Source organism: Lysinibacillus sp. fls2-241-R2A-57 (genome assembly GCF_030209535.1).
GTDB lineage: Bacteria > Bacillota > Bacilli > Bacillales_A > Planococcaceae > Lysinibacillus.
Genome location: NZ_JARVRU010000217.1, coordinates 1 through 19032 on the forward strand (window position 1 = coordinate 1; position 19032 = coordinate 19032).

The window sequence follows — 19032 nt, forward strand, 5'->3', positions numbered from 1 at the left end:
CGCCCCCAGGAAAGCGCCCAGCCGGAACGGAAATCAACCACACGTTTTGGTGATGCACTTCTTTTCCCCAAACTACAAAAAAATAGCACTTCATCCAATCTAGAATGAAGTGCTACTTGATCAGTTTTTATTAGCTAACAAAATATTTCTCAACAATGGTTTCTACGGGTAATGGCTTGTTATATAAATAGCCTTGCCCTTTTTGATATCGATGGCGTTTTAGAAAATCAACTTGTGTTGATTCCTCGATCCCTTCAGCAACAACTTCTAATCCTAAATTATGAGACATAGAGATAATGGCCTTGATTATTGCCTCATTTTTATCATCTTTTGCAATATCAGCTATAAATGATTGATCAATTTTTATGATATCTATTGGGTAACGCTTTAAGTAGCTTAAAGATGAATAGCCAGTTCCAAAATCATCCACTGAAACATAAACGCCTAGCTGCTTTAATTCAGTTAATATTGAAAAGGTTTCATGAACATTGGTCATGGAGCTTTCGGTAATTTCCACCTCTAATAATTCAGGTGGGACATTATACTTTTTCAAGGCAGTTTTAATTTTCCGAGCAAAGTTTTCTTTTCTAAATTGTTTTGGTGATATATTGATGGCAACTCGTACTGGTCGATAGCCCTTTAGCTGCCAGTCTTTTTGATAGCGACACACCTCGTCAATAATCCAATCACCAATTTCAATTATTAGGCCTGATGCCTCTGCAATGGGTATAAACTGTGCAGGAGACACAAAGCCAAATTTGCGATTATTCCATCGTAATAATGCCTCGAAGCTATTTATACTGTTATTCGTTAAATCCATTTGTGGCTGTAAATGAATACTGAGCTCATTAAATTCGATGGCACGACGTAAATGTGCTTCCATTAATGCCTCATTTGGAAAAATAGTTGTCATATCTTCACGGTAGTAACGGTAGTGTGAACGTCCATGCTCTTTTACAGAAAATAACGCTTTATCTGCCTTCAGTACAAGTGTTTCTAAATCCTTGCCATCTGCCGGACTAAGTGAGATACCGATCGACACGCTAATAAAATATTCCTGCCCATCAATTATAAATGGCTGTTTTAATGCGTCTAAAATAGCGTTTGCTGTATGCTCAATTTTATTGATAGTTGCTTCTTTTAAAATAAATATAAATTCATCACTGTTATAACGATAAAGCGAGCATTTAGAGCAACAGAGTTCACGAAGTCTAAGACTAAACATCCGCATAAGCTCATCTCCCTTACTTTCACCAAGGGATTCATTAAACTTTTTAAAGCGATCAATATCCACTAAAATAAGCGCTATTTGCTTATTTTCATGCTTTTTATCATTTAAATGATGTTGCCAATGCTCCTTAAAAGCTTTACGATTCCAAATACCCGTTAATTCATCGATTAATGCTAGGTAATAAAAGCCCTTATGATCATTCATAAATGAATTGACGTCTTTCACAAAAAAATGTACACCAATAATTTCACCATTAAAGTACGTTGGAAGCGTTCTTAAATAAAATAGTTCTTTACTTAGCAATTGGCGCTTAAACAAGCATTTTGGCATACCTGATGCTGTGCCCTCAATAGTTTTTGCAAATAGTAATTTAAATTCATCGATATATTTACTCTCTAATAATGAAAAAATATTTTGTCCTATAAAGCTTTGATGTTCGTTTGCCCATAGAGAAGTGGCAACAGCGTTTTGATGAATAATGCAACCTTGTAAATCAGTTGTTAATACCGGACTTACGTGCTGTTCCACAAATTGTAAATATGGTTCCACTTCATTCTGTTTCTCACGCAGAATAACTGCTACAACTGATTTTTCTAAGTGTTGTATATGAACAACAAATGTTTTTACTTTGTGCTCCGTACATATTTTCAGCATTTGGTCCATATTCAATTCTTGTTGTAATATATTGAATAATTGCAGCCAGCTGTGCTCCGTAAAAAATTGTTCTGCGTTGGTGGCTTTCACATCCTGTAGCTCAATAAAAGACGGGAGTTTATCGTTAAAGATAATGACTTCAAACGCTTTTGTATCCACTTTTCTCAAACATACGACTGCATCAAACGGATTAAGTTGTATGATTTGATGATAGTCTGCAAATTGCGCTACACTCTCTTTATATTTTTTCATTATATCCCTCACTAAGTAGCGTTTGCTTTATTCTTCGTCTAGCGTAGGTTTTAGTGCATCCGTTAGGAAAATTTCCTGACTATTAATTGGATCTTCACTACGATCAAACTCTTTGTAATGATATTTTCCATTGGAGTCTTGAATACGAGCTTTTGCTGTATCCTCAAGTTGTGTATTCATGATGTTAATAATACGGGCTTTCGCTTCGCTTGCATATACTGGGAATAAAATTTCTACACGTTTGATCATATTACGAGTCATCATATCTGCAGAAGATAAGTATACTTTATTTTCCCCATTATGATGGAACCAATAAATACGAGAATGCTCAAGGAAACGACCAACAATACTTGTTACTGTTATGTTTTCACTAATTCCAGGGACACCTGGTCTAATGCAACAAATACCACGAATGATAAGCTCTACTTTTACACCTGCAATAGACGCCTCATACAGCTTCATCATTAAGTCTTTGTCTGTTAGTGAATTCATTTTAGCTCGAATAAAACCATTACCATACTTCTTATGACAAGCAATTTCCTCATCCATTAACCTGATAAATTCATCTCGAATATCAAACGGTGCCACGACTAAATGATTAAAAGTTGGCTTCTCTGTATAACCGCTTAAATAGTTAAAGAAGTTAGTGGCATCAATGCCAAATTCCTTATCTGTCGTTATTATTCCCATATCTGTATAAATTTTTGCAGTGGCATCATTATAATTCCCTGTTCCAAGATGTACAAAACGCTCAATTTTTCCATTTCGACGACTTACAACAAGCGTTATTTTTGAGTGTGTTTTTAAATTATTCATACCGTAAATGACAAGGCAGCCAGCTTGCTCAAGTTGCTTTGCCCAATGCACATTATTTTCTTCATCAAAACGTGCTTTCAATTCAACTAAAACCGTTACCTGTTTACCATTTTCCGCTGCGAGCTTTAATGCTTGTATAATGGGTGAATTGCCACTTACTCGATATAAAGTTTGTTTAATCGCTAAAACGTTTGGATTGACGGCCGCCTCTGCAATAAAATCTACAATTGGCGCAAACGATTCAAATGGATGATGGAAGAAAATGTCTTGTTGCAGCGCTTTTTCAAAAATATTTTCATCCGATTGCAAATCTAATGGTGGCTGTGGGATAAAGCTTTCATATTCTAAATGTTCACGGCCAACTGAAATGCCTTTTACAAACGAGAACATAAATGTTAAATCTAGCGGTCCATCTATATGAAAGACATCCGATTCTTCAATTTCAAATTCATCTAGTAAGTATTGAAGAACTTCCTCGCTCATCTCGCCCTCACGAACTTCTAGACGACTGCCTTCTCCCCATTTACGTTTTTTCAGCTCTTTTTCGATTTCAACAAGTAAATCCCTTGCGCCTTCCTCATGAATTGTCAAATCCGCATTACGTGTCAAACGGAAAGCCTGTGCCGACTTGACACTGTAACCATAAAAGAGCTTTTCTATATGCGCTACAATCACGTCTTCTAATAAGACAATAACTGTCTCTCCGTCTGCTGATGGTACTTTAATATAACGATCTAAGACAGATGGTACTTGAACAATTGCTACCTTTTCACGATTCTCCATGTCTGTTTCATCTTGCTCTAATAAAACAAGTAAATTTAATGTTTTACCAAACAAAGTTGGGAAAGGACGATACGCATCTACAGCTACGGGAGTTAAAACAGGGAAGATGGTTTCTGCAAACATTTCATTAACAAATGCTTTTTGTGTACTATTTAAGTCTTTTATGTCTGCAATATGTACATTATGTTGTGGCAATAAATCATAGATTAAATGTCGATATACTTCAGTTTGTCGGCGCACTAATGCCTGCGTTCGCTCAGCAATTTTCGCTAATTGCTCTTTTGGTGTTAAGCCTGACTTGTTTTCAGGCTTATGGAATCCTGCACGTACTTGATCCTGTAGACCTGCAACACGCACCATGAAAAACTCATCTAAATTCGAACTAAATATCGCTAAAAATTTTAGACGCTCTAGCAGAGGATTATTGACATCCTCTGCTTCCTCTAAAACACGTTCATTGAAGGCTAACCAGCTTAATTCACGATTATTATAGTATTGCGGCTTAGCGATTTCCTCTAGTAATCGACCTTGTATTTCTGTGAATTCCTCTTCTTGTAGCTGATTGTTAGTAACTTCAGTTGTCATTATTATTCAACCCTTCTTCAATAAAGTTTATTTTTATAGGTATCTTTAGTGCACGTTCTAGATGTTTTTTATGTCGGTTTGCTTGATATTTTTCAGCGGCAGCGTTGTTTTTCACGTAAATGCTAAGCTGCACATAATCTTCTTCTGTCTGCATCTCAATGGCATGTACAATCTTTCTTTTCGATACATTTAACGCATAGACAAATTTTAAAAGTGCGCCAAAGTCTCTTATTTTACGATACTCCTCACGACTCATCCATTCTGTAAACGGAGCAACAAATCGTTGATAATAATCTTTATTTTTATACGAAGCTAAAAGTGCTAATTTCACACGTTCCTTATGATTCAGCCCATCAATAGATTGGTTCGCAATTAAATAAAAGGTATGCTGGCTTGCAGAACTTAACTCAATATACTCTCCAATATTAAAAACTTTCGACGCTCTCGTTAATAATTCCAAATCTTTTTGATTATATTGTGAATAACCAAGATGGCAACATTCACGGTACAATTGATCCGTTAAATTCATCAAATAGTCCACTTCTTCTTCAGTTCGACCATACTGACGAGCCAATCTTCTAGCGTTTCCCTCAAACACATTGTACTTATCAAATGCACTTTTATCTGTTTGCAAAATACGCTGTATAATGAGTCCCTCACGCAGTCCGTTCTTTGTTATCTGGAACAACTCACTGCCAACTACCTCCATTAATACACTGAAAACCTCTAATGCAGGGACAATAATATCGGCACGATCCGCCGAAAGCCCATCTAACTGTTTTAATTCATTAAAGCTTAAATTACCTAAAAATAAACTAAGCTCATCTAAATTTTCCTTAGTCATTTCGTAACCATGTACACTTGCGATTGGATATGCATGCTTTTGTTGATGAATTTGAGCAACATTTCGGGCACTACCACCAATAGCGATAATTGGTAAACCGATATCCTGAATCCAAGGAAGTGATTTAAACTGCTCTTTTATAAATGCAATGAGTTCCTTTTTTTCACTGCCATTTATAATATCGCCCTTTACAAAACGTTGCTTTAAAGAAACTGTACCAAAAGGAAAACTATGAGATTTCTGTAGTTCCTTATTTTTAAAAAGCGTTATTTCGGTACTACCACCACCGATATCAATAGTTACAGCAGACTTTGTGCCTATTGAATGCGCTACAGCAACAAAGCCATAATATGCCTCTTCTTCTTCAGTTAAAAGCTCTATTTGAATGCCTGTCCGTTCCTTCATTAAGGTAATAATTTCTGCTCTATTTGTTGCCTGACGGATTGCAGCTGTTGCAGCAGCTTTTACATCAGTTATTTCAAAATCATCAAGCATTGCTTTAAAAGTCAACAACGTTTCTGTTAATACTTGTATACCTTCTTCAGACATTTCACCCGAGGGCTGTAAATATGTACGTAAACGTGCAACTGTTTTAATATTTCCAATTTCACGAAGTCCCTCTTCTTTATCGTATTGATACAATACTAATCGAATGGTATTTGAGCCAATATCGATGATAGCTGTTTTTAATTCGTTCAAATAATCACTTCCTTAACATGTACATGCATATTCTTTCCGATGACTAGCCTATTTTTCGGCACGTTATTCAGATGTTAAATTGTATGGATACTCTTTATTTTACTCGTAGCACCATGATCTATACAAAAAAAGTCGGGCCTAAAATAGGCATCCGACTTTCTTTTAATTATTAATATACTTTCAGGATACCCATTATTAATATTGTGAAGTACCTTATCTAACTTTATCCGTTTTAGTAATCTTTCTTTTAGAGGATAAGTTGGTCTACTCGTAAAATAAGCTCTGCAATTTCTGGCTTACTAATTTGATCCTCTGCACCTACTTGGTCGCCTTTATGGCGAAGATCATCTGTAATTAAGCTTGAGAAAATAATGACAGGAAGCTTTTGGAGATCCGGATGTTCCTTTATTTTACGCGTTAAATGATGTCCATCCATTTGTGGCATTTCAATGTCCGTCACGATTAGTTGAATATGTTCAGTTACATCGCTACCACTTTTAGCGATTGCTTCTAAGTATTCATAAGCATCACGGCCGTTTTCAAAGAATTCTACATTCTCGTAACCTGCTTCATTCATAGTATCGAATAATAGCTTGCGTAATAATGGTGAATCTTCAGCAATTAAAATTCGTTTTTCAGAGCGCTCACGTTTACCAAGCTTTTTAACAGATTCTACACTAATACCTGAATCTGGATTAATGTCCACCATAATTCTTTCGAAATCAAGCAATAGAATCATTTGCTCATTTTGCTTAATAACACCAATTACTTGAGATGTTCCTCCTTGATACATATCAGAAGGTTTCTCGATTTGATCCCATGAAATACGGTGAATTTGTGTAACGTTATCGACATGGAAGACTACTCGTTGTTTATTAAATTCAGCAACAATATATTTTTGTTGAGGATTACGCGTTGTATTTTGAATTCCCAATACTTTAAGCATATCAACTACCGGTAAAACCTCACCTCGTAATTGTATAATCCCTTCTACATGCGGGTGCGCGTGTGGAATAAACGTAACTGGAATCGGTTGAATAATTTCTTTCACTTTAATAACATTAATACCGAATTTATTGTTAGCTACTTCAAATTCAACAATTTCTAGCTCATTTGTGCCACTTTCTAATAATATACCTTTATGTTCCAAAGCAACCCCGCTCCTTTCTTTCCATCTTCTATTTATAATTCAATTGTATCATAGGCAAGACGTTTCTCCTACTTGCTTTTCCCATTTTTTTCATTGACTTTTAGATGCACCAATAGGCCAATTACTGTCATCACAATTAATGTAGATAGCGCAACACGGCTTGCTAGCGTTCCGTAATCTTTCATCCATAATGTGACTGTTCCGTAGACTGCTGGCCCAATTATTGAGGATACTTTACCTGAAAATGCAAATAAGCCAAAAAACTGACCACGTTTTTCATCTGGAGATAATTCAATAATATATGTTCTAGATGTTACCCACATTGATCCGAGTGATATGCCAAACATACTACCAGCAATCCAGAACATCCATTGCTCGGTCGCAAAAACAGCAAAAGATAAAGCGACAATCATTATTAGTGCTACCACAGTGATCGCACGTTTAGCTCCAATTGCCTTTGTAATATAACCAAATGCTAGTGAGCCAATAATTGTTGAAACAGTGGACACTAAATAAAGTACGATAAATTGACCCGAAGTAAAGCCGACAATCGTTGTTGCATATACAGCCATCATTGCAATGGTTGTTGCAATGGCATCATTTATAAAGAAATAAGCAATCATAAAGGTGAAAATGGCCTTATATTGCTTCATTTCCTTAAAGGTTTTAACGATTTCCTTATAACCATCTAGAAATTTAATGGTCTTTCGCTGAGACTTTGGAATCGGTATATCTTTATTAATAAAAAATAATGGCAAAGAAAATAATAAATATAAAATGGCAGTTGGAATAAATGCACGATGGAAACCACTGTTTCCGACATACAAATAAACAAGTAATCCAAAAATTGTACCTAAATAGCCAATCGCTACCCCATAACCAGAAATAAGAGGCATTTCCTCTTTCGTCCCTAAATCTCCCATCATTGAATCATAGAACACTAGACTTGAATTAAAGAAAAATTTCGCAATGACAAAACTAGCAACAACTAAAAACAAACTAATTGGCACGCCTGAATAATTTGTTGACGTCTGTAGATTCGCAAAAACACCCATCATAAAAGTAAAGAAAATAGAAATAGATGCAAACCACACTATAAATCTCTTTTTATAACCAGTATTATCAATCCATACACCAAAGAGAGGTGAAAAAACGACGAGGAAAAAGCTTGCAATGGCATTGGCATACGAAATAAACGTGCTTGCCACCTGCTGCATGACCTCATTCTTTCCTAAAACCTCATCCATATAAAATGGGAAAAATATCGTATTAATATTTGAAGAAAATATTGTATTCGCAAAATCATAAAATGCCCACGATAAAATTGGCAGTGACAAATAAAGAGCTAACTGACTTCGATGCTGTGCGTCTTCTGTATTCCGCTTCATAAAAACCCCCCTCCCCATTCTCTATAATATGAAAAAAAATTCCCCTCTGTAATAAAAAATATTCTTTTTAAAAGAAAATTAATACTATTTACAATATACAATCAAACTCACTTAACTAACACTCTAAAATGAACGAATATTCTCCCTATCTAAACCATACTAAAGATTCACTTGATACTTAATACCAAGGACTATAGAACTTTTTTAAAATATGGCTTATCATCATAGCTTGGGGTAATTTCCGTTCCGACTGGGGGCGTCCGATGAGTCAATCAGCCGGAACGAAGAACAACTTATACACATAACATACGGTCATCACAAAATTTCTCTGATCAATCAACAATATCACTTTTAGTTTTACCTCCATTATAAAAAAGGTATACAAGCCCCCCTCGCCATTATTTTAGGATTAGGCACAAGACTTTTCGCTACTTTATTGACAGTGATAATGATTGTTGCCATTTTTTCAGCGAAGCTTAGCGTTGGCTTTATCGGCACAGACGGCTCTGCTGGATATGAATTAGATTTAGCTTTAGCTGGCAATTTCTTTATACTTTGCACTTGCAAGGGCTCTAGTTTTTTTCTTTATACGCAAAACTTTTTGGTAAAGCGTAATACTTCCTTAGCCTCACTATTTCTGTGAGGTAGTAAAGCTATTTGAAATATGAAAAACCCGAAGTATCCATCCTTTCATAAGATGATACTTCGGGCTTCCTAAAATTTTTCTATAGTTAGTGTTTTCTATGATGAATTCTCACAACTTGTTAAAGTATTAACATTTATTGATAAACCTTTAAAAGTGCCTGTGTACCATTTTCACCATAGCCCTCTTCAATTAGCTTTTCATACATATCATAAGCAAGTGTTAGACCTGGTAATGTAATCCCCATTTTTTGAGATTCATCTAAAGCAATTTTCATATCCTTCACGAAATGCTTAATATAAAAACCTGGTGCGAAATCTCCTTTTATCATGCGGGGTGCTAAATTACTTAACGACCAAGAACCTGCAGCTCCAGAAGAAATGGATTGCAATACTGTTGGTAAATCTAGTCCAGCCTTTAAACCGTAAGCCATTGACTCGCACACACCAATCATTCCCGAGGCAATAACGATCTGATTACACATTTTAGCATGCTGTCCTGCACCAGCTTCACCTTGATAAACAATATTTTCACCAAAATGATTCATGACTGGTAAAACTTTATTGAATGTAGCTCGACTACCTCCAACCATAATGGATAATGTACCATTTTGAGCACCGATATCTCCACCAGAAACAGGTGCATCTAACGATTCTACTCCAAGCTTTTGGGCATGTTCAAAAATTTTCTTTGCCAATGTTGGCTCTGAAGTAGTCATATCAATAACGATATTGCCCGATTCAGCCGTTTGAAACAATCCGTTGTCTCCAAAATAAACTTCCTCTACATCTGCAGGGTATCCAACCATCGTAAAGGCAATATCTTTATTTTCAAATGCCTCTGCTGGAGAACTTGCCCAAGATGCCCCCAATGCCATAAGTGGCTCTGCTTTCTCCTTTGTACGTGTATAAACGGTTACCTCATGACCATTTTCTAATAAATGCTTGATAATGCTAGCTCCCATAACGCCTGTACCGATAAATGCAATGCGCTCTTTTCCCATATGTAAAATACTCCTTTGTTATAAAGGCTTTTGATTGATTCTTTATTCCATTGTTCAAATTACCAACCAATAGCACTTATTTTATCTTTCAGTGTAGTTGAATAAGTAGGATAATTCAAACTCTTGTTATGACTTGTACTAAAAACCTAATGTGTTGCATATATACGAGTAAATCAATTTCTCCTTACGCGTAATTGTGGCTGTCGCTACGTTAGCACTTCGCTTTCGCACAGACAAAACCATGTTGTGGCTGTCGCACAGACGAACAACGCGTGACATCCGCTGGAAGCTTTATTTTCATTCAGTAGAATGAAGATAAAAAAGAGAGCAGTTGATGGGGTATCACTGCTCTAAAGGGGGAAATGAGAATGTTGCTGTGTTCGTACTTAGTATTCCCCGTAGAATGCTTTTTAAACAATTTATTTAAAAAGTTTATACTCTTAATTGGAACATTCGTTCAATCTTCCTGATCTTCTTCTTCTTCAAATGCTGTCTGTCTATAATAAGTATTCATTAACTGATCTAATCTGCGACTCAGTTGAATGGTTTTCGCATTTCGCAACCCGTTTTCTACACCTGAGCGAATCATCATCTCACGAGTTTGTTCCATTTGTTTCAAGAGTAGATTGACCATTCATATAACCCTCCACACACAAATAATCATACCATTATTATACATTTATATTTCATTTCTTACAGCATTAACTTCCGACAATGTTCGACAAATCAACTTCTAGGAATTTCCTGATAAGTATAAATCACAAGTCCATTTTGTTTGGCCTCACCTCTAAAATGTTTAAATAAAGGATGTTTTACAAGTACTTCTCGAAACTCATAAAATTGTTCCTTGTCTATTTCTATACTATTTAATTCCCCGTTTTGTAATTGTTTAATCATATTTTCGTATTTTTCCATTTTTTCTATTCCTTTCTTTTTATCATTTTGTGTAATATATTATGAATTATTCAAAAAAGCCTTTACGTTTCCCATTTTTTCATGCAAACTGTATATTATTAGTCGATGAAGGAGCTGACTGTCTGTGAAAATAGCTGAAGTTGGAAATATTATCGAGTTTAAAGATGGCTTACAAGGTATAGTCGAAAAAGTAAATGAAAATTCGGTGATCGTTGATTTAACATACATGGAGAATTTTGATTCCCTTGAAATTGAAGAGAAAACGGTCGTCAACCATAAACGGTACAAAATTTTGTATACAAATAAAGCTTAATAGTCTGAATAGTCCCTATTTGTCTTTATAGATGATAAGGGACTTTTTTTTTGATAATATTAAAGTATGGAGGTCGAATATGATTACAAATTCGAAACAAACTATAATATTTCTCCTTTCTTTATTATTCGTTTATGGCATGCTAGCTTTTACTTTTGCTAACCAAGCTGTATTTTGGTACCTATATGCATTTACTTTGCTTGTTTGTATTGCAATTGCAATTATGGCTGGTAAAATCGAAGATCAGTTACCTACCTGGCAATTTTTACTCTTCGGTATTGGTTACGGTACAATAACATACGGTATTATACGCTTTGGCTATTGGCTTGCACCATACATTAATGATTCTTTAGTACAATCAGTACAAAATTTCTTAACTAACTATGGACCGCATAATATTTGGCACTATATTTTACTAGTATTCATCGTTGCTATTGGTGAAGAGCTATTTTGGCGCGGCTATATTCAACAACAGCTGAAGCGCTTTATGCGTCCTGCTTACGCTGTTATTGTAACTGCGATTTTATGTGCCATCTCCATTGCACTAAGCGGTTTTATGCTTGGTGTGATCGCTGCACTTATAACAAGCCTTATTTGGGGCTTTTTATATGAATGGCGTAAAAGTATGCCACTTGTTATTGTAACCCATGTAGTTTTTGTACTATTATTATTTTTAGTGTTACCTTTAACATCTTAACATTAAAATTTGGAAACATTTTATCTTTACGAACGTTTAATTAAGAAAAGGAGGGCTTTTCATGCAAAAAATGTTTTTTTCTCTATCTGCATTACTTCTAACAGCCGTTTTAGTCGCAGGATGTAACACTTCTGATAAATCAGAGGAATCTGATGCTCAAAAAAATGAGCCATCAAATACATCGACTGAACAACAAAAACCAGCTTCTGAGGATAAAGCTGTAGATGAATCGCAAGAAACGCCTACATCAAACGAAACAGATAAAGACAATAAGGACAAAACAGACACTTCATCTAAGACCGAACAAGAAGTTAAATACAAACAAAAAGGCGAAGACAAAACTGAAAAAGCAACGGAATCTAAAAGTGCTGATCTAGGCTATAAAATGCAACAGTTACCTGGATTTACACTTACTCAAGAAGAACCAGGGAAAGACATGTTAGTTTCTAAAGAAAACTCTGAAGTATTCATGCGTATCGAAACAGTTGATGCATCACAATCAAGCTATGCTGATGCAAAAACATCTATGCAAGATTATATGAATGCTGTTGGTGAACCTGCAGCGTTATCTTCTGAAGAACTAGCTGCATTTAAAGATGTTAAAAACGTCGAAGGTTATGTTGTAGATTTCGATAAAGAAAAAGTAATCGGTGTTGTTTTTGAAAAAGACGGTTTAATTTCAAAACTAACGATTCACGATAACGACGAACTAGATCTAACAGATGCTATGTTTAAAATGGCAGCAACTATTTCTAAAAATTAATCCATTCAAAAAGACTGTAGACAAACTCTACAGTCTTTTTATAATGATGAAAAACTATTGTCAATGAAATTAAGCTATCATAATTAAATGATAGCTCTTCGGCAAAACAAGGGGTTGATTTCCGTTCCGACTGAGCGCTTTGTAGCTGACGCTTTGCTTTCGCTACAGATAAAACATTTGCCGCTGACGCTTCGCTTTCGCGCAGAGCAGAGCTTCCTGGGGGCGTCCGATGAGCCGCTTCACTCGCGCTGCTCGCTCCAGGGTCTCATCTGTGACGCTAATCCCCAAGGAGTCGCTCAATCTCCACTCCAATCAACCACTTCACCATAGTATGTACCTTCTGGCATGTCACTTTTATATATTAAACCGAAACTTCTGCAACAATGCTTAATATGTGCGAAAACGTAGTGACAGCATGGAGGTTCTTACATTAAAAAAAGTTGCCTCAAATGCATTGAGACAACTCTTTTTAATAAGACAAATCTTTAATAGACAGACCTAATTTTTTTAATAAAGTAATAGCTTGTTCTTTTTCTTCAAACGACAGCACACTCAGCAATTCATGTAATTGTCGTTCATGTTCAGGGAATAGGTCGCCCATAAACGCCTCACCCTTTTCAGTAATTTCTGCATAGGTAACACGGCGATCTGCGGGGCAAGAAACACGCAATAAATACCCTCTTTTTTCAAGCTTGTCAATGACATACGTAATAGACCCACTAGCTAGCAAAATTTTATTGCCTATTTGCTGTAATGGCTGTCTTCCTTTATGATAAAGAAGCTCTAATACAGCAAATTCAGTAGGGTTTAATCCGTTCTCTTGAAAAAATTGATGTGTCATTTCATTAATTGCTTTATGTGCACGTGATAATACAATATACAATTTTAAAGATTGCTTTATATCTTCTGACGTCATAACCTTTTCCTCTCAATTCGCTCTCTATACATGCCATTATAGCGATATTAGAAAAGCCTTGTCAAAAGCAATATTTGATTTTGTGTCATATTATGGTGATTTATGCAACCATTATTAATCTTTTTATGTTACTAAATAAGCAGAATCTTTCGCGGTTACGTCCATTTTATCTAGCTGATTAAATGTGTAAATTGGGAATTGTAAGTGGAAGCATGTCCCCTTCTGTAATTCACTATTCACACCTATTACGCCTTCATGCTCTTCAATCACCTTTTTCACGAAAGCAAGGCCTAGTCCTGTCCCTGTTGATTTCGTCGTGTAAAAAGGTTGGAATAAGTTTTGAAGGGTAGCGCTGTCCATACCGACACCTTCGTCTTTAATCATTAGTTCTACAATCGCACAGTCAAGAACATTCATTTCTACTGTGATCGTTCCACCATTATTCATGGACTCCATCGCATTTTTAATAAGATTCATGAATACTTGCTTTAAGCGATTCTCATTGCCTCCAATATATACTTGGGTAGGAGGAGAAATATATTGAATCATAATATTTTTCATAAGTGCATCTGGTAGCATAAACTCAATCACTTGCTTCACAATGCTGTCTATCTCTAGTAATTCCACCTTCATACTTGTAGGCTTGGACAATACTAAAAGCTCGGATAAAATTTGTTCCATCCTTTGGAGTTCACTATCGATGACAGATAAATACATGCGTGACTCTTCATCAGCATTTAGCTTTAATAATTCGGTAAAGCCCTTTAAAGAAGTTAATGGATTACGAATTTCATGGGCAATACTCGCGGCCATTTGACCGACAACATTTAAAGCTTGCTGATGTTCAACTTTATGTTGAAGTTGTTTCTTTTCTGTTTCATCATTAATGACTGTGACAATAATATTGTTATATTCATCAAAGATACTCGAAATTTCATAATAGCAAATTCTGCTAACTTGAGCTTCATCCACTACATGAATACTTGCATGTTTTTCACCCATCAGTTTAGAAAGGTATGATGTAATTTGACCATTCTTCAAAGAAAATGCGTCAAATATGTGTTGATGTGCCTTATGAAGAAGCTGCGACTTTTCTATTTTTAAATACATTTCAGCATACTTATTAAGCCCAAGTATTATACCGCTAGCGTCACTTACAATAACGGCATACGGTAAGTGATCATAAGCATTGAAAAATTGGGATCTCTCCTGCTCTTGACTAACATACAATTCATGAGCTACATCATTATTTAATGTTGAAATTTGCGCAACTATTTCTTCTGTGTTCGGATCATAAAAACATTTGAAGGACATCATTTCGAACTCATTACTAGCTGTTTGAATATTGAAGATTTCTTCTGATCTCAAATCACTTTGTAATTGTTTGATGAACTTCGCCCAATTTAAATTTGATGGCTCGTCCATAGCTAAATAGCCAATATACGTTGAATTAAGGTTAAAAAGCTTAATAGCAGCCTCATTCATGTTCAAAATTTTTCCTGCTTTATTAAGAATAAGTGTTGGTGACGAAGTACTTTTCATAAGATTTCCAAAACATTGATTAATATCATTTTGCTTCAACTTTCTCACCGAACCTTTCAAAAGAGTATAAAACCTCTTAATCGAATTTTAAGCCTTTATATAATTTATGACTGTACGATTCTATTATTACAAAATTTAGTAAATTTAAGTATTTAAAATTATTTCACGAACTGTTCACAAAATAAATAGGTAAAAAGAATTATATTGTATGACAGCTACTTGACTGTTACAATTAGAAATTGAAGGGAAGATTATTGCATGAATACTATTTTAACTACATTAAACGCAAAGTATATTCACACCAATTTAGCTTTGCGTTATTTAAAAGGTGCTGCTTTACCAGAGTTCAATCCAATCATTGCAGAATATACAATTAAAGATCCTGCTTTTAATATTGTATCAGATTTGTTCCAAAAAAAACCTGATATCGTAGGATTTAGTTGCTATATTTGGAATATTGAAGAAACCATTCACGTTATCAAAATGTTAAAAACTGTCTGTCCAAATGTTAAAATTTTGCTCGGGGGTCCGGAAGTTTCTTACGATGCCCACCATTGGTTGCGCAGGATTGAAGAGGTTGATTTCATTGTTATGGGTGAAGGAGAAACTTCTTTTAAACAATTACTACGCTTTTTACATGGAGAAATAGCATTAGAGGATGTTCCAGGGGTTTGCTACTTAGAGGATGGTAAGGTACGAATTCACGCACAAGCACCAAAAATAGATTTACGTGAGTTGCCAAGTCCATTTCGTTTTGAGGAGGATCTCCCGCATCTAGGTAAACGAATTCAATATATAGAAACAAGTCGAGGCTGTCCATTTAGCTGTCAATTTTGTTTATCTTCTATTGAAGTAGGAGTTCGTTATTTTAACCGAGAAAAAATAAAAGAAGATATTCGATTCTTAATGGACAATGGTGCACGTACTATTAAATTTGTTGACCGTACATTTAATATAAGCCGTAGCTATGCAATGGAAATGTTCCAGTTTTTAATTGATGAACATCAGCCAGGGGTTGTATTCCAATTTGAGATTACCGCAGATATTATGCGTCCTGAGGTTATCCAATTTTTAAATGATAACGCACCAAAAGGTCTTTTCCGTTTTGAAATTGGTGTTCAATCAACAAATGATTTAACCAATACGCTTGTGAAGCGTCGTCAAAACTTTGAAAAATTAAAGCGTACAGTGACGATGGTCAAAGAAGGTGGAAAGATTGATCAGCATTTAGATTTAATCGCTGGTTTACCAGAGGAAGATTATACAAGCTTCCGTCAAACCTTTAATGATGTATTTGCCATGCGACCAGAAGAACTACAGCTTGGATTCCTTAAACTTCTGCGCGGTACAGGCCTTCGTCTAGAGGCTGAAAAATTCGGCTATACTTATGTGGACTTAGCTCCTTACGAGATTTTCTCAAATAATGTCTTAACATTTGATGATATTGTACGCATTAAACATGCAGAGGATGTACTTGAAAAATACTGGAATGATCACCGTATGGATCATACGATTGAATATTTAGTAACTGAAGTGTTTGAAACACCATTTGATTTCTTCCAAAATTTCGGTACGTATTGGGAAACAAAAGGTTGGTCACGTATCGGACATCAGCTTGAGGATTTATTCCGTCGTTTATTAATGTTTTTAGAGACTGTAGAGGGTGCTAATTTAACTATCATTACAAGCTTAATGCAGCTAGATTATTTAAAAATACAGCAGTTCCAGCCACGTAAATTATGGTGGAAAGAGCGCCCTACAGAGGAGCAACAAAAAGCAATTTATAATGCCTTACGTGAAAACCCTGGAATTGCGGGTGAAACATTCGCCAACTTCAATCTCTCTGAAAAAGAGTTGTTTAAACATACGCTCGTTATTCCGCATCACATCGATTACCAAAATTTTTCAAAAGGCAAAATTGTACAAAAAAATGGCTATCTCTTAATTTACTTCCGTCACGGTCAAGCACCATACTTTGCAACAATCCATTCTATATAATAAGAAACGCTAGTCCATAAAAAAATATTGGACTAGCGTTTTTTACATTCATAAAGAAATTCTTAAATTTCTCAGTAACCTAAAATGAAACTCAACAATTACTTATTTTCCGTAAAAGCTTTACCGTTCTTATAATCATCAGATGTTTGTAAAGGCATTACAATTATCCTAAAAAAGCTTAGTACTAAATTCTCGTCTCACTAACCTAGTTATCTTGTAAATAATACCCATTAAGCAGTCATTATACTCAGGAAAAAACAATTAAAAATTTTTTGACAATTGTATGGCGACAGCTAGTTTTTGCTGTTTAAACTACAAGAAAGGGATTTTAACGAACAAATTTTCTACTGAATGTCTTGCAAATGTTAAACCATGAACACTAAAATAAAATCCTCAGCACACAATATAATCTTCTACTAAGAAGTATTCATTGTGCACTAAGGATCCTAGCAAAAAGTTACCCAATAATTACACGCTCTTTAGGATAGTGATAGGTAGATTTTTTACCTCTACCGCCACCACCTAGAGTGTAAAGGAAGGAAATTAAACCGACACGACCAATAAACATTAAAATCATAATAATAATTTTTCCAACTACTGATAAGTCAGAAGTGATTCCTAAAGACATCCCGCAGGTTCCGAACGCTGATGTAATTTCAAAAATTATTTGAATGAGTGTTGCGTTTGGCTCCGTAATGAGTAAAATAATTGTCGCGACTAATACCATAAAGAATGCCAATAAAATAACGACAAACGAGCGGAAAACATCAATTAAATGTATTTCACGTCCGAATACTTGAATATCCTCTCTTCCTCGTGAAAAAGTAATGAGGAATAAAATGGCCATCGCAAACGTTGTTGTACGTATCCCACCACCAACTGAACTTGGTGAAGAACCAATGAACATTAAAAAGCTCATAAAAATATCTGTCGCTTCACTGAAAGATGTTACATCATACGTCGCAAGTCCAGCAGATCGTGTTGAAACAGAATGGAACATCGCAGAAAACATAGCCTCATGCCAAGACATCCCTTTAAATGAATGGAATGATTCGAGCAAAAAAATAACGACAGCCCCTACAACAAATAGAATTGCATATGTGGAGGTAGTTATTTTTGTAAATAAACTAAAGCGAAAGTTCTCATGACGATGGAGTAAAAAAGTTTTCACTTCTATTAGTACAGGGAATCCTATAGCGCCAAGCACAATGAGTACCATCGTGATCAATTGAACAAAGTAATCGTTATGAAACGGTAGTAAACTCATTCCTGTAATATCAAAACCACCATTTGTAGTAGCAGAAACGGAGGCAAAGACACCATGAATCAAGGCTTCTTCCCAAGTATCAAAATAATTGGTAAAGTGCAAAGTTAAAATAATCGCACCAATCACTTCAATACCAATTAAAATTTTCAAAATTTCTCGAATTAATTGAACAACGCCTGACAAATTGTACTGGTTATGGTCAATCATGATTAATTGACGCTCACGCATACCAATTTTCTTCCCAACAAGTAACCAAACAAAGGTACCAAGTGACATAATGCCAATTGCTCCGAGCTGTAAAATAACAAGGACCATTACGAGCCCAAATGTTGTATAGCTCTCAGATATGTTGAATGTTGTTAAACCTGTTACACTAACGGCACTTACTGCAGTAAACAAGCTATCTAATAATGAAACTTCCACACCTTCTTTATGAACGCCTGGTAACCGTAGTAACAGGAAGGAAATCGCTATAGCAATAAAATAATAAGAAACAAGTACCTGAAAAGGTGTTACAAGTCTATTAGATGATTTTTTCCAAGGCACTTTAACATCTCCCCCCTCACATAATGC

At 35.4% G+C, this 19032-nt stretch carries 17 protein-coding genes; 5 read left to right on the plus strand and 12 right to left on the minus strand.

The window, feature by feature from the left end; genetic code table 11:
* Positions 1 to 130: 130 nt before the first annotated feature.
* The 5 genes from QRN68_RS25860 to QRN68_RS25880 all read right to left on the minus strand — a co-directional run bounded on the left by QRN68_RS25860 (position 131) and on the right by QRN68_RS25880 (position 8402).
* A complete protein-coding gene (locus QRN68_RS25860; RefSeq protein ID WP_285400249.1) occupies positions 131 to 2137 on the minus strand; it encodes a putative bifunctional diguanylate cyclase/phosphodiesterase in 2007 nt (668 codons plus the stop codon).
* A 27-nt stretch (positions 2138 to 2164) separates the two neighbouring features.
* Positions 2165 to 4321 carry an RNA degradosome polyphosphate kinase gene (locus QRN68_RS25865; RefSeq protein WP_285400250.1) on the minus strand — a complete coding sequence of 719 codons (2157 nt, stop codon included), beginning with the start codon at positions 4319 to 4321 and terminating at the stop codon, positions 2165 to 2167.
* Positions 4311 to 5864 (minus strand): Ppx/GppA family phosphatase, encoded by a 1554-nt coding sequence (locus tag QRN68_RS25870; RefSeq protein ID WP_285400251.1) that lies wholly within the window; start codon positions 5862 to 5864, stop codon positions 4311 to 4313. Before QRN68_RS25870 ends, QRN68_RS25865 begins: the two co-directional genes overlap by 11 nt.
* 247 nt (positions 5865 to 6111) lie before the next feature.
* On the minus strand, positions 6112 to 7014 hold the full coding sequence (locus tag QRN68_RS25875) for a chemotaxis protein (RefSeq protein ID WP_285400253.1): 903 nt from the start codon (positions 7012 to 7014) through the stop codon (positions 6112 to 6114).
* Positions 7015 to 7082: 68 nt separating this feature from the next.
* A complete protein-coding gene (locus QRN68_RS25880; RefSeq protein WP_285400255.1) occupies positions 7083 to 8402 on the minus strand; it encodes an MFS transporter in 1320 nt (439 codons plus the stop codon).
* A 400-nt stretch (positions 8403 to 8802) separates the two neighbouring features.
* On the opposite strand from QRN68_RS25880, the gene QRN68_RS25885 reads away from it, so the two are divergent.
* Entirely contained in the window at positions 8803 to 9045 is a 243-nt protein-coding gene (locus tag QRN68_RS25885) for a hypothetical protein (RefSeq protein WP_285400280.1), read from the plus strand.
* 136 nt (positions 9046 to 9181) lie between these two features.
* Here QRN68_RS25885 and QRN68_RS25890 read toward each other — a convergent pair whose 3' ends face one another.
* From QRN68_RS25890 to QRN68_RS25900, 3 genes are all read right to left on the minus strand, one after another.
* Positions 9182 to 10048, minus strand: coding sequence for an NAD(P)-dependent oxidoreductase (locus QRN68_RS25890; RefSeq protein WP_285400256.1), 867 nt, complete (start codon positions 10046 to 10048; stop codon positions 9182 to 9184).
* 457 nt (positions 10049 to 10505) lie between these two features.
* Positions 10506 to 10682: an aspartyl-phosphate phosphatase Spo0E family protein gene (locus tag QRN68_RS25895; protein ID WP_285400257.1), complete on the minus strand. Its 177-nt coding sequence runs from the start codon at positions 10680 to 10682 to the stop codon at positions 10506 to 10508.
* A gap of 92 nt (positions 10683 to 10774) precedes the next feature.
* A complete protein-coding gene (locus QRN68_RS25900; protein ID WP_285400259.1) occupies positions 10775 to 10963 on the minus strand; it encodes a hypothetical protein in 189 nt (62 codons plus the stop codon).
* Between the two features lie 124 nt (positions 10964 to 11087).
* Between QRN68_RS25900 and QRN68_RS25905 the strand changes: the two genes are divergently transcribed.
* The 3 genes from QRN68_RS25905 (at position 11088) to QRN68_RS25915 (ending at position 12736) form a co-directional block, all read left to right on the plus strand.
* Entirely contained in the window at positions 11088 to 11276 is a 189-nt protein-coding gene (locus QRN68_RS25905) for a YkvS family protein (protein ID WP_285400261.1), read from the plus strand.
* A 79-nt stretch (positions 11277 to 11355) separates the two neighbouring features.
* On the plus strand, positions 11356 to 11973 hold the full coding sequence (locus QRN68_RS25910) for a CPBP family intramembrane glutamic endopeptidase (protein WP_285400262.1): 618 nt from the start codon (positions 11356 to 11358) through the stop codon (positions 11971 to 11973).
* Between the two features lie 61 nt (positions 11974 to 12034).
* Positions 12035 to 12736, plus strand: coding sequence for a hypothetical protein (locus QRN68_RS25915; protein WP_285400263.1), 702 nt, complete (start codon positions 12035 to 12037; stop codon positions 12734 to 12736).
* 162 nt (positions 12737 to 12898) lie between these two features.
* On the opposite strand, the gene QRN68_RS25920 is transcribed toward QRN68_RS25915, so the two are convergent.
* From QRN68_RS25920 to QRN68_RS25930, 3 genes are all read right to left on the minus strand, one after another.
* Positions 12899 to 13024, minus strand: a complete 126-nt coding sequence (locus tag QRN68_RS25920; protein ID WP_285400264.1) for a hypothetical protein — start codon at positions 13022 to 13024, stop codon at positions 12899 to 12901.
* A 181-nt stretch (positions 13025 to 13205) separates the two neighbouring features.
* Positions 13206 to 13652 (minus strand): MarR family winged helix-turn-helix transcriptional regulator, encoded by a 447-nt coding sequence (locus tag QRN68_RS25925; protein ID WP_285400265.1) that lies wholly within the window; start codon positions 13650 to 13652, stop codon positions 13206 to 13208.
* A 123-nt stretch (positions 13653 to 13775) separates the two neighbouring features.
* A complete protein-coding gene (locus tag QRN68_RS25930) occupies positions 13776 to 15137 on the minus strand; it encodes an ATP-binding protein (RefSeq protein ID WP_285400281.1) in 1362 nt (453 codons plus the stop codon).
* A gap of 315 nt (positions 15138 to 15452) precedes the next feature.
* Between QRN68_RS25930 and QRN68_RS25935 the strand changes: the two genes are divergently transcribed.
* Positions 15453 to 17192, plus strand: coding sequence for a B12-binding domain-containing radical SAM protein (locus tag QRN68_RS25935; protein WP_285400267.1), 1740 nt, complete (start codon positions 15453 to 15455; stop codon positions 17190 to 17192).
* A gap of 457 nt (positions 17193 to 17649) precedes the next feature.
* On the opposite strand, the gene QRN68_RS25940 is transcribed toward QRN68_RS25935, so the two are convergent.
* Entirely contained in the window at positions 17650 to 19005 is a 1356-nt protein-coding gene (locus QRN68_RS25940; RefSeq protein ID WP_285400268.1) for a TrkH family potassium uptake protein, read from the minus strand.
* Positions 19006 to 19032 lie beyond the last annotated feature (27 nt).